General features: G+C 42.9%; 12 protein-coding genes. 7 read left to right on the forward strand and 5 right to left on the reverse strand.

Annotated elements, in window-relative coordinates; translation table 11 throughout:
* Positions 1-9 precede the first annotated feature (9 nt).
* Positions 10-1,038: an S-methyl-5-thioribose-1-phosphate isomerase gene (mtnA, locus tag OGX80_RS15910; RefSeq protein ID WP_012134738.1), complete on the forward strand. Its 1,029-nt coding sequence runs from the start codon at positions 10-12 to the stop codon at positions 1,036-1,038.
* A 44-nt stretch (positions 1,039-1,082) separates the two neighbouring features.
* Here the strand turns inward: mtnA and OGX80_RS15915 are convergent, their stop codons facing one another.
* From OGX80_RS15915 to OGX80_RS15935, 5 genes are all read right to left on the reverse strand, one after another.
* Positions 1,083-1,625, reverse strand: coding sequence for a 1,2-dihydroxy-3-keto-5-methylthiopentene dioxygenase (locus OGX80_RS15915; protein ID WP_115181262.1), 543 nt, complete (start codon positions 1,623-1,625; stop codon positions 1,083-1,085).
* Positions 1,622-2,311: an acireductone synthase gene (gene mtnC, locus OGX80_RS15920; protein ID WP_012134736.1), complete on the reverse strand. Its 690-nt coding sequence runs from the start codon at positions 2,309-2,311 to the stop codon at positions 1,622-1,624. Before mtnC ends, OGX80_RS15915 begins: the two co-directional genes overlap by 4 nt.
* Entirely contained in the window at positions 2,308-2,922 is a 615-nt protein-coding gene (locus OGX80_RS15925; protein ID WP_115181263.1) for a methylthioribulose 1-phosphate dehydratase, read from the reverse strand. The genes mtnC and OGX80_RS15925 overlap by 4 nt, the downstream gene beginning before the upstream one ends.
* Positions 2,923-3,519: 597 nt before the next feature.
* Complete coding sequence (locus tag OGX80_RS15930) at positions 3,520-4,134, reverse strand: YagU family protein (RefSeq protein ID WP_024130867.1); 615 nt, start codon at positions 4,132-4,134, stop codon at positions 3,520-3,522.
* 659 nt (positions 4,135-4,793) lie between these two features.
* Positions 4,794-5,999: a DUF4236 domain-containing protein gene (locus OGX80_RS15935; RefSeq protein WP_115181264.1), complete on the reverse strand. Its 1,206-nt coding sequence runs from the start codon at positions 5,997-5,999 to the stop codon at positions 4,794-4,796.
* A gap of 581 nt (positions 6,000-6,580) precedes the next feature.
* Here OGX80_RS15935 and OGX80_RS15940 point away from each other — a divergent pair.
* The 6 genes from OGX80_RS15940 (at position 6,581) to OGX80_RS15965 (ending at position 12,901) form a co-directional block, all read left to right on the forward strand.
* Entirely contained in the window at positions 6,581-7,426 is an 846-nt protein-coding gene (locus OGX80_RS15940; RefSeq protein ID WP_001067212.1) for a DUF6387 family protein, read from the forward strand.
* Positions 7,427-7,707: 281 nt separating this feature from the next.
* Positions 7,708-7,914, forward strand: a complete 207-nt coding sequence (locus OGX80_RS15945) for a helix-turn-helix transcriptional regulator (RefSeq protein WP_000795663.1) — start codon at positions 7,708-7,710, stop codon at positions 7,912-7,914.
* 20 nt (positions 7,915-7,934) lie between these two features.
* The gene (locus OGX80_RS15950; RefSeq protein ID WP_001019190.1) at positions 7,935-8,234 is read left to right on the forward strand and encodes a hypothetical protein; all 300 of its coding nucleotides are present in this window, start codon (positions 7,935-7,937) and stop codon (positions 8,232-8,234) included.
* 295 nt (positions 8,235-8,529) lie between these two features.
* Positions 8,530-9,732 (forward strand): tyrosine-type recombinase/integrase, encoded by a 1,203-nt coding sequence (locus tag OGX80_RS15955; protein ID WP_022065652.1) that lies wholly within the window; start codon positions 8,530-8,532, stop codon positions 9,730-9,732.
* Complete coding sequence (locus OGX80_RS15960) at positions 9,725-11,029, forward strand: site-specific integrase (protein ID WP_286471328.1); 1,305 nt, start codon at positions 9,725-9,727, stop codon at positions 11,027-11,029. Before OGX80_RS15955 ends, OGX80_RS15960 begins: the two co-directional genes overlap by 8 nt.
* 3 nt (positions 11,030-11,032) lie before the next feature.
* A complete protein-coding gene (locus OGX80_RS15965; RefSeq protein ID WP_286471338.1) occupies positions 11,033-12,901 on the forward strand; it encodes a DNA-binding protein in 1,869 nt (622 codons plus the stop codon).
* Position 12,902: the final 1 nt, after the last annotated feature.

A 12,902-nucleotide genomic window follows, 5' to 3' on the forward strand; every position in this document is an offset into this window, starting at 1 on the left:
ATTAACGACATGCAGACATTACAGACGACCAGCCTGCGAGTGGCGGATAATCAATTATTTATTCTCGATCAGCAGGCGCTTCCGCAGGAGAAACGCTGGCTGGATGCCTCAACGGTAGAAGCGCTGGTGGGGCATATTCACGCGCTGCGCGTGCGCGGTGCGCCACTGATTGGTCTTTCCGCCAGTCTGCTACTGGCGCTGCTGGCGGAGTCAGGCCATCGCCGGGATGAACTGGCGATAGCGCTGGAAACGCTGCGCGCTGCGCGCCCGACGGCGGTCAATCTGATGAACAATCTCGATCGCATGAAGCAGGCGCTGAGGCAAGAAGACTTTGTTCCGGCGCTGGCGGCGGAAGCACTGCGTCTGATCGATGAAGACAAACAACTCTGTGACGATATCGCGCGTGCGGGAAGTGCACTGGTGAAGCCGGGCAGCCGTCTGCTGACCCACTGCAACACCGGCGGGCTGGCGACAGCGGGCACGGGGACGGCGCTGGGGGTGATTGCCCGCGCGTATGCACAGGGCAACGTGCAAAACGTCTGGGTGGATGAAACGCGCCCGTTATTGCAGGGCGGCAGACTCACCGCCTGGGAACTGGGCGAACTGGGGGTCCCCTATCAACTGATTACCGACTCAATGGCTGCCAGCCTGATGGCGAAAGGGCTGGTGGACGCGGTGTGGGTAGGGGCCGACCGTATCGCCGCAAATGGCGATGTGGCGAATAAAATCGGCACCTATTCGCTGGCGGTGCTGGCGAAATTCCACGGTATTCCGTTTTACGTTGCCGCGCCGCAAACCACGCTGGACCCCCACTGTCCGAATGGCGACGCAATCCCGATTGAGCAGCGCGCGGCAGGAGAAGTCACCGGCGTGGCGGGCAGTTTTGGCGCGGTACAGTGGGCGCCGGAAAATGCGCAGGTCTATAACCCGGCGTTTGACGTGACGCCAGCAGCGCTGATTAGCGGCTGGGTGCTGGATAGCGGTGTGGTGACGCCAGAAGACGTGGCGAAGGGAGTTTTCAGGACGGAGGCGGCCTGATGCAGAGCAGGCCTGGCGTACGATAGCGTCGCCCGGCCAGATCGTTAAAGCAGGCGCGGATAGGCATCCGCAATGGCATCGCCGGTAAACTGCGCCACCCAGCCTTCCGGGTTATCGAAAATACGGATCGCGGTAAAGTTTGGCTCGGAGCCCATATCAAACCAGTGCGGCGTACCGGTGGGCACTGAAATCAGGTCGTTTTTCTCACACAGCACCTGGTAAACCTGGTCGCCAATGTGCAGGCAAAATAGTCCTGCGCCTTCAACGAAGAAGCGCACTTCATCTTCGCCGTGGGTGTGTTCATTGAGAAACTTTGCACGCAGCGCCTCTTTTTGTGGATTGTCGGCGCGCAGGCTGATCACATCCCAGCTCTGATAGCCTTTCTCGGCAACCAGCTTATCAATCGCATGTTGATAGGCGGTGATCACCGTTTCTGGCGAGGGGGCCTGGCCTAAGTCGCGGTCTGCAACCCAGCGTTCGAAGCGGACGCCTTTCGCGTTGAGCTGTTGGGCGATCTCTGCGGCGTCGGTACTGTGCCACTGGGGCTGGCTGGCGTCTTTATCGGAATAAATAGTCAATGCGCTCATGAAAGGATCTGCTCCGGGTTAATGTCGTCGAATTGATGTACCTGGTGGTGGCGGCTGGCGCCATCACCCTCGCCACGAATCAGTTGCAGGGTACGAAGACCCGCCTCTTCAGCGGCGTCCAGCTCCTGATATACATCGGAGAGGAACAGGATTTGCGACGGCGCGACGCCGATATACGACGCGATATTGCGGTATGACTGCGTTTCTCGCTTTGCGCCGATATGGGTATCAAAATAGCCGCTGAACAGATGAGTAATATCACCTTCGTCGCTATAGCCAAATAACAGTTTCTGCGCCGCGACAGAGCCGGAGGAATAAACATAGAGATCAATGCCTTGTGCTTTCCATTTCTCCAGCGCTGGCAGAACGTCCGGGTAGAGGTGACCAGTAAAGTCGCCATTGACGTAACCATCGTGCCAGATAATGCCTTGCAGGGCTTTTAGCGCCGTCGATTTGCGATCTTCATCCATAAAGGTGAAAAGCGTTTCGATAAGTTCTGCGGTACTGGCGTCCGGCCGGGCAATCTCGTTGCGCAGATTATCAAGAATTGATTTTACCGGTTCGGCATACTGCCGGGCGGTGACAAACGCCGCCAGCCGCTCGCGCGCATAGGGGAACAGAACATTGTGAACAAAACGGATATCGCTGGTGGTGCCTTCAATATCCGTCACAATCGCGCGAATCATAATCTCTCCAGTTGTCGCAAACGCATTTCGCATTCAAATAAAAATTCCAGCCCCTCCAGATGACGGCGGGCCTCCTCCACTGAGCGTCCCCAGCAGGTTAAGCCATGACCGCGCAGAAGAAAACCGTAATTCAGAGAATGCGCTTGCGCGTAATGCGCAATACGTGACGCCAGTGCGTCGATATCCTGGTCGTTGTCGAACACCGGCACGCAGACGGTATCAAGATGGGTGGTCTGCCCGCTAAGCGACTTTTGCATTTCAAAACCGCTGATATATAGCTCCGGTGTTTTAACGATGCGCGAGAGCACCGTGGCGTTGACGGTGTGGACGTGCAACACCGCGTTTGCCTGGGGAAAGAGGCGATAAATCAGGGTATGCAGCCCGGTCTCCGCCGATGGTTTGCGACCGGACGGTGCGTGACTGGTGGCGATTTCCACCTGCAAAAAATCGTCGGTAGTCAGGTTGCCTTTATCTTTTCCCGACTCGCTGAGCCAGCAAAAAGCGTCGTCCTGGCGGACAGACATATTGCCGCCAGTGGCGGGAGCCCAGCCTTTTGCCCCTATCCAGCGGCAGGTCTCGACCAGTTGTGTGAGTTGCAGGTTATCTGTCATCTTCCTTTTAGCCTCTCCCGGGGTCAGGAATGGAGTTTTTAGACATCTAAGCGTCTTGATTGCCAAATGCTAACATCGTGTTACGGCAGCAGCAACACAACTCTTCCGGGCAGGAGCAACAACATTGTCCTGGTGGCAGTGTGACTTGGTGGGGGAGGTGGTTGAGTTTGTCAGGAGCGGGAGTTTTGCGTATTGATTGATGCTTTCAATGGAAGCTGTAGGGGGGGGGCGCCCATAGCAGACCTGATAGCCCTTCGTTCAGGCCGCTTTGTGCCATGAGGGGACATCCACTACAGGTATTAATCGGCAAGGTGCCGGTGATCCGCTTAAATGTTCAGGGAAAGCAATGCAGGAAGTGCGCGGTTTTTTATCATGTTATTTAACAGACCCAGATACCAGACATAAATCTCCTCCTTGATATTAAGAACATTCGGGTGCACGGATGGAAAGTGGTTTATTCTCTTTTTCACAGAACAGGAATGTCAGGGCCGGGAAGAGGGGATTAGCGAGAGATTAAAACAGGCAACTCAGGAGTTCAGTAAATGGATACTAAAAAATGGCGCTGTGTTTGCGCCATTTTACCACATTAAGAATTTGTCACCGGCTTGTTCCCAAAGGGATCTCCGGGTCTGGTTGATGAGTAATCCTGTTACGCAGATCCCGACGGATAATTTCGATAGACCAGAACCAGATTAAATGTCCAAAAATTTCGGATACATTCTCATACCATGGAAGGTCAACCAAAGGTGGAGTCAGCCCCATGAGAGGGAAGGAAATCATATGTACGAAAAGCTGTGCCAGCGCACCAGCCAGCAAACCCTGCCAGAGCTTAATTTTGGGGAAAACTTCAGCAACAACACAGTAACCCACTGCGAAGACAATCGAAAAGATGATGTGTGTTACACCAACCCAGTTAAACACATGCCCGGCAAAGGTGTAGACGGCAGCGTTAGGATCAGCAAGCCCCATCCAGTCACGAAGAAAAATATAAGGGGGATTCAGGAAATTGCGGGAACAGTCAATTTGCCCGGCAGCCCTGATTAATGATTCCGGCCCGCATGCAGCAGTGAACATATCAGTCGGACTGCGGGGTGGCAAAGGTACTTCAGCGCCCCATTTAACAAATGCTGATACGATACCAGCGATTAACCCAATAAATGCAGCCAGGCCATAACGCCTGCGGTTTGGTGGAGTTTGTTCAAATATATTCATATTTCATCCGTTGAATTTCATCGTGTTAACATAATCATTTAGTAGTATTCATGAAAACCACCAAATGTAAAGATGTGTATGTGATTGTATGTTCCGTATTTGCGTCAGTAACTGGAAATTCCCAATCGAGTTGCTTTATATGGCGTAACAGGAAGGCTGTGAAAGTGGTGAGAGCGGCAAGGTCGTATGCGATCTACTGCAAGATTCTCATCAGTAGAATTAATAGAGTAGCAACCACGCCGCATGAAAGAGCATGGTACGGACAGCTGGCGTGCGAATATAGAATGTTGCCAGCCGCCGCAGATTGTATCTGCCCGGCATGACGGATCAATGTGTTTTAAGTATTAATGCCACGTCTTTTTGCTCAGGCTGGTTATAGCTGAAATAGCATGTGCTGAATCATCAAAAAGCCGGGTCAGTACAGGAACCCACTGCCTGTTTTTGTACTCAAGCACCAGATGTCCAGTCTGGTCTTTGCTGACGATGGCAAATGTCCTGAGTTCAGGCGTTGGAACAGGGAGAGCGGTTTTACCCCGAAGCTTCCCGTGCAAAAAACAGGCATAAAAAACCAACCGTAAGAGGTTGGTTTTTCTAAGGGATTTTGGTCGGCACGAGAGGATTTGAACCTCCTCCCCCCGACACCCCATATCTGCGATAAGTTAGGCTTGTACCAACGCATCAGATTCAGTGAGTGAGGTCTGATAGCGTTTTACTGCCTCAGCAAAGGCTTGCGCGGCATCTGCATTTGATACCATATATTCTTCAGTTACCCCTGTTTGAGAATGGAAAGTAATATTTCCATAAATGCAAATAGGGATTTGGTAGTTGTCTTTAAATCGACGGTCTGGCGAGCCATTCTTATTCGTTTTCGCCCATGTATGCCCATCTATGCGTGAATCACTGGGAACACCTTCTTCCTCATGGAATCTTCGATATTCTGAACTGACTTGTAATTCGCGTAAATCAATCAGAGCGAACGCCCCATCAGCTCGTGGTATGACTGCAACTCCCGGATAAAGCAAAATATCGTCGCCATTCACATTTTCAAACCGCATTGCACGACCTGTAAATTGAATGAGATCCGTTGAACTGAAATCAAAGGTAACTGGGTGACGATTAACAGACCGGGTTGCTAATGTTCTTTCAGCAAACTGGTCTGTAGCTTTATCTGCAGTAATATCCCATTTTTTGACACTCGATTTTAATATATCGAATGCACGGACCATTGCTGCATATGCGCGCTGTGAAGTATCACTGCTCTCGAAGGTTATGGCTATTTTTGTGTTGCCTTCCCAGGATATCAGGCGAGATATCTCAGCTTGCGTTAGGGGGAGTTCTGTCTCAAGTTCTGTGATGCGTCGTTTGTAAAACCAACGGAATAGACTTGATTTGCGTCGAACCAGCTCGTTCTTTTGTTTTGATTCTTCAGTAAGAGCCTCTTGTAGATCTGCTTTTATCTCTGCCCTTTGTTCTCGCGCTTTAGCAATCAAATCTCGTAAAGGTAAAAGGGAGGAACTTGTCAGGACTTCTACCGAAGCGCTGGAAATTTCATTCATGCCAGCCATGGGCATATATATTTTAGCGTTCGATGGGATGTTACTTGGGGATGCCTCCGGCATTCCAAAATGAGGTTCTGTGGAGGACGGAGTTAATGGATTGGTAACAGAGTGCCCATCACCATAGGGCAGGGTAGGTGTAGTATAAGATAAGCCTGTACCCGGTAGTCCGACGGTCGCTCTGAGTCCTTTTTTCCCAACATTGACAGTTGCACCAGGTACACCGATGCTTGCGCTTATTCCACGCTTACCAATGTTGAGCCTAACGCCAGGAAACAGAGTAAAGGTTTGTCTGAAACGAAGAGACATGAAGTTATCCCTATGTAGTTTTGTGCACCAAAGTTCGAAATGTTTTTATATGAACATTGAGCTGATACAAAAGCCTATCCTTAGCTCATCTTCATACTGCCATGATGCGGCGGTTTGCTTGCTGGTGAAGTAAAACAAAAAAGCCCGCATTAGCGGGCTTTTTTGTCACTCGGGAGCCGCGGCTCCTTTGCGTATCCTTTTTTGTCCCCTCACCGTCTGGTCGGTGTCTTGCCGAGACCGCTAACTTCCTGTTTTTATTAGTGCTGTCCTGGTACTGTCCAATCATGATTGGCTGGCGTCCCTGTAATTAGCTATTCATTCCATTGATTTTTAATATTATTTAAAATTTGAATTTTATGTGTGGTTCTAAAAAGGAACCATAAATCGTAATGGTATGGGTTCTCACGATTAGCGGATTGGAGAATTGTATCAAAAGGAAACAAATTCTTCAGTTCAACTCCCTGCTGGTAGCTGAACTGCGTAAGCAGGATCTGCTTTTCACCGATTAGTGAATGCGGTAGTTTTTCAGCAAAACTGAATTCTATCCGTAGGGCAGTACCAGCATAGGTGGAGAATGGATTTTGAACAACTGGTCACCAGAGCACACAAAAGACATCAAGAGTTGGTTTAAGATTGATACATATCGCAAATTTGAAGACCTCTCATTGCTCCAGTTTTACCATGAGATATGGGCTCGTAACTTGTTCTTTAAGGAATATCGGGAAGAGTTTGAGAGCAGAACTCTTATGGGTTACTTCTCAAAAATTTTCAGTGGCAATCCTTTTTTAATTGAAGAAGGGCAACTGGGATACATGACTCCTGCCAACAAACTTTTTCAGCCTCCCCATTTTTTTCTAACAACTCTTGATCGCCTTGCTGAAACGAGCATCATTGCTATGCAACGCGGAGGTTTTGTTTGGGATGGTGATGACAATTATTCAATAAACAGAGATCTTCGGGAAGAATCACTTTCAGATATTATGCCAGATCAGTTTTCACGAACAGTCATGTTCGAGATTGATTTGGCAAGTGGCACAGACGAAGAGATTGCAGAGTCGCTTAAAGCTGCATTACCGCAGTGGCGTAAAATCAAAGGTATCGAACCAGATCCTTTAGAATCAGTTCGCTTTGGGTATGGAACTATCAAGAAACTCATCAGTTATCGTGTGATACCTATGCTGGATATCCTGGTGTGGGCAGCCGTTAAAAAAATCCGTGTCTCTGACGACAGGTTATCCAGACTGCTATATACAGACGATGACGAAGAAAGCGAAATGAGGCAGTCTAGCCAAATCAAAGATACCGACAGGCCTTTGGCTCTTAAATCCTGCACAACTGACTTTATCCGACAATTCCATTACTTCATGAACAAAAATAGCCATTTGAAGCAAATGAAAGTCTCTGATGTAATGAAACTATCGGATTAGAATTACATTTATAACTATTTGTTTTAATTGTGAAAATTAACTAAAGGCATCATTGTGAATGGTGCTTTTTTTTTGCGATTTTTACTTTAAACCGGGCATTTTGACACTTGCTATAAAACGGGGGAATTTCAGCTACTCTCAAGTTCCCCTTTTCTGTACGGCACCAACTTCGAGAAAACCATCCTGCATAGCTACGAAGAACCTCCGCTTCAGGAGCTTCGCTCTTTTCTTTTCCCAACTGCTCGTATAGTGACTTCACCGCAACGACAAGGGATAACGAAATGAAAAATCAAGCAACCCGCCTCATACGCTTACCAGAAGTTCTCGAACGAACTGGCTACGGAAAAGCCTGGATATATCGTCTGATCAACGATGGTAAGTTTCCTGCTCCTGTCAAAATTGGAAGTCGTGCAGTAGCTTTCGTTGAAAGTGAGATTGATACCTGGATTCAGTCTGTTATCGAAACAAGTCGAAATAATGTTGCTTAATTGAACATAGGAGCGATTTTATGAATATCGAAGAATTTGTAAGCGAAGAAAACCATATGTGCAATTTATGCGGAGATCTTTTTTACAAGATCTTTGACCAAGAAGTGATTTATGACTTACCTAATAACGAGTTTAATAAAGAAATCATTTACTGGCTCAGTCAGTACCTTGTAGGAAATCTGAGAGAACCTTTAGACTCGATCTCTGAGCTTAATGCTTGCAAACAGATATATGTTTACGAGACCTGGTTATCTCTAATTAAATGTCCTGATGAATTGAAACTCCTAGCGAAGCGGATAATTTTATATCTAATGGATTAAGAGCTTTTTATGAAAGTGTAAAGTTTGGCTGCATAATTTACCTTAAAACTTTACAGAATAAATTACATTATTTTGGTTGTCGTTTATTAGCAAGGCAGTGAGATAGTTTTCGAAGTATTAGGTGTACATAACATCAACTAGATCTACCAGATGATAATTTGACAAGAATAATCGTCTATCTCACTGTTTTAATTTAAATAAATATCTTAATCGAACCAAATAAATTTGTAAATCTACGAAATGCTTATTATTAATATATTGGAATTATACTTTTTGTAAAGTTTAGGAGGAAAATATGTGCAGTATTTGTGTGGATTCTTTTATGTTCGAAAATGGTGAGAGATATTGTCATGTTGTAAATAAAGATACTGGTGAGCCATTGTATTATCCAAACTTGTATATAACAACACAAGTCAGGAATCGGTCAGAGTCTATATCAACAATGAAGGTTATCGCTGGGAGCATTTCATTGTTATATCGATTTTTTATGAGGAAAGAGATCAATATTGATGAAAGAATTCAGAAAAAGATATTTCTGGCTCCTCATGAAATTGAAGATTTGATTGAATTCACTTCATTCAATTTCCGAGATGGCGAGGATGATAATTTTAGGAGTTCAAATGTCAAAAAACCAACTAAGTACTTTCGGATTACAACCATAGCTAACTATCTGGAATGGCTGTGCAAAATACATCTTTCTCATACAGGACAGAAGGATACTCTCAAATATATTTTAGATTTCATTAACAACATAAAACGAAAGAAACCGAGAAACAATGACAAATATAATATGGATATAGAAAAAAGCTTAGATAAAGAACAATTGGATTCTTTGTTTAGCATTCTTGCACCGGGTAGTAAATTAAATCCTTTTTCAGAAAAAGTGCAAAAAAGAAACAATCTAATATTTCTGCTATTACACTGCTTCGGCCTGAGAGTAGGTGAACTTTTGAATCTGCGAATTGGTGATATAGATTTTGCAGAATCGACAATTGCAATAAGAAGAAGAGCAAATGATAAAACAGATCCGCGAGTGTATCAGCCATTAGTTAAAACTTGTGAGAGGAAATTAATTGCTGATACAAAGCTCATGTTTGAAATTTCAGATTATATTCTGAATGATCGAAGAAAGATAAAAAATTCTAACAAACATGATTTCCTATTTATTACTTATAAAGCAGGAAAAACTCAAGGGCAACCTATTTCATTTTCTTCATATCACAAAGTGGTGAGTGTTGTTCGTCAATCCTCCTCACTTCTAGGGGGATTGACAGGTCACAAACTCAGACATACGTGGAATTATGAGTTTTCTAAAGCAATAGACAAGAATCAGGACATATCCGATGAAAAAGAGCAACAAATTCGTTCTTATCTCATGGGATGGCGACCGGGTTCAGAAACTTCAATGATTTATAATCGCAGGCATATTTTTGAGCTATCGAAAAAAACTGCACTTGAACAACAAGAGCAACTATTCAAAGGAGAATTTGATGAATAATTTAATTAAAAATAAATCTGATAAAATATCTTTGCATGAACATAAAATCGTCAGTTCGATTGAAAATAACGGAATCAATCTTACAAACTTAATATATGCTATGAACGAAAATTTGGTTTGTGGATTTGTATATACAGTACAATGTTATTTTAATAGCAACAGCTATTTGTATGTGAAAAATATTGTTAGAAATATGGAGAGTCTTATCCGTAAACTATCTCCTACTCATATTGATGATAAGGTTCTAATTGAATATCAAAATAAGAAATTATCAAAAGCCCCGGCATCATTTCGCGTTTTACGACCATTTTTGATTAAATGGTTCGAGTTAGGATATCCAGGAATAGATGAAAGTGCGGTAGAGCTGTTAAAGCATTTGGACCTAAAGATAAAAAAATCTGGTCAGTCTGTGCTTCAAGATGATCCAACAGAGGGACCACTAACTAAAGAAGAACATACTTCTTTGATTAAGGCTATGAATCATGCATATAGAAAAGGTGAACTGTCACTGCCACATTATGCAATATCACTATTGATCAGCCTTACAGGTAGAAGACCTCAGCAGTTAGTTATGTTGAAATATAAAGACCTTCTTCAAAAAAACTTAGATAATGGCAAAGTAGAATATGTAATTTCAGTGCCACGAGTTAAACAACGGGGTAAAGAACTACGATATCGAGAACTTGCAATAATATCAGAGGTTGCATCAATTGTTCAATTGCAAGCTAATCAATCAGTGAAACTTGTTGAGCAAGCTCTTGGAAAAACTCTTGATGATTATTCTAAACGAGAAGTTCCTATTTTCTTAAATGAGGAAAAACTCTCAGATTTATCCATAACAGGTTCAATTCTTCTGGAATATAATAAATTATATGCGAAGCCTACAATTGCTAATGTAGTATTGAAAAGTATTGTTAATAATGAGGGTGTAATATCCAACCGTACCGATTCGATACTAAATGTTACTCCTCGTAGGCTTCGTTATACAATAGCAACTATGCTGGCTAAGGATGGGCATAATGTTAATACTATAGCTGAATTATTGGATCATTCCTCTACTTCAAGTGCGGGGATTTATATTAAAAATCATGCTGACAGTGTTGAAAGGATTGATTCCGCTGTTTCAGAGCAATTGTCATTTGTCGCTGATATTTTTATGAACGGAATCAAATCGAAAAAGAGTTGTCATTTCAAATTTTTTTCTTCAAGTAGATGCCAGAGTCAGAATTCAGGATTCCCTTGCAATCAATGTATATTTTTTATTCCGATTGATCGCAGTGAGGTGAATCAACTATGAAAAATATTATTTTTTTTCAAATCAAAAAAACATATTCTTGTAGAAGAAAATTATAATGAGTTTATAAAATTTTGTCGCTATCAACTGCCCGGACTAACCCAAACTCAGGATTGGGAGCAGTATGCCTGGAAAGGATATGTAACATTTAGAAAAATAGGGGTTGGAAATAAAGTCTTTGATTCCATTGATGCAATGCACGAAGATTATATCAATTTTGCGAAAGCATATATCAGATATCAACACTCATTGAAACCATTGAAAAATTATGGGGTTATTATGATGGCCTTGCGATGTCTCGAACAGGCCCTTTTGCAGGTTCAGAACACTGGTCTCATTTATAATGTTACAGCCGTTGTTTTCGATGAGGCAATGCAGATCGGGAGTAAATATTTTGAAGGTAACGTTTTAGCTAAATGTGGAATACAGCTTGAAAAAATATCAAAGTTTCTATGTGAACATAATCTTGTGAAGTCAGGATATATCTCATGGAAAAATCATGTAAAACAGAAAGTCAAAAACAATTATCTTCCTGAGATTGAGGATTATCACCGAAGCGATAAGTTACCAGATGAAGAGGCATTACTCGCTATTGCTGATATTTTTTCACAAAATGATGAGTTACTGAGTCCAAGGGATAAGTTCACCAGTTCAGTATTTGCACTTCTACTTTGTTGTCCGAGCAGAATCTCTGAAATTTTAGCCTTACCTGCTGATTGTGGAATTACACAAATAGATGGCAAGGGTATCGAAAGATATGGGTTGAGATTTTATTCGGTAAAAGGGTATGGTCCTAATATCAAATGGATTCCACGGGTTATGATACCAGTTGCAAAGAAAGCGATTAGAAGATTACTTTCCTTATCACAACATGCAAGAGCACTTGCTCACTGGTGCGAAAAGTACCCGGATAAATTTTACCGACATGAGCTTTGCCCAACAGTTGATGAAAAAGCTAAATTGACCGTTGTACAAGTTTGCCATGCACTGGGATATCATTTATTTGATCATAAATCATGTGTTTTAAAAATTAAAAGAACGAGTTTGGATGGTGGGAAAAGCTTCTTAAACCACAATGATTACAACTATTCATTGAGTGATTTGTGGGAAATTATTAGTTCTAATTTTAGCAGAGACTTTCCATGGTATGATAAAGAAAAATCCATAAAATTTAGTAATGCTTTATGCTTGCTCAATACTGATCAATTTTCTTTATCAAGAATGACTTCAATTTTCACATTTTATAAGCCTACTAAAAGTTTCTTTTTCAGTGATATACAAAGTAAAAAAAGCTATGAGATGAATTATAAAAATATATTTTCCCGATATGGGTATTATGATGATGAAGGTAAACCACTACTTATTCGCTCACACCAGCCACGGCACCTTTTAAACACAATAGCCCATTATGGTGAAATGTCTGAACTGGATATAGCTAAATGGTCTGGTCGTATCAATGCGAATCAGAACAGAGTTTATAACCATGTGTCAGAAGAAGATATGTTAGATAAAATCAAAGCTATTAAATTGAATAGGAGTAATTACTGTCAAAGGGAGTCAACACCCACAAATGAATTGACAATTGATTTTGATAACCTTAATCAAGGTGCAATACACTTAACTGAATTTGGTTACTGTGTACATAACTATTTAATCAAGCCTTGTGTAAAAATTAATCAGGTTATTGAGTGTGATAATGAAACACTGGGCATTAATTCAGTAGATAGAATTAGACTGCAATCTGTCCGAGAGAAAGTAATGCAATTAAAGAGAATAACTCAGATCGCTTATGAAAATGGTGATTATGGTGCAGACAAATGGTTGCAACACCATGAAAAAAATTTGGAAAGAATTAATAAGCTTTTGAATAATTAAA

It is taken from the genome of Citrobacter sp. CK194, assembly GCF_030333395.1.
Lineage (GTDB): Bacteria > Pseudomonadota > Gammaproteobacteria > Enterobacterales > Enterobacteriaceae > Citrobacter_B > Citrobacter_B koseri.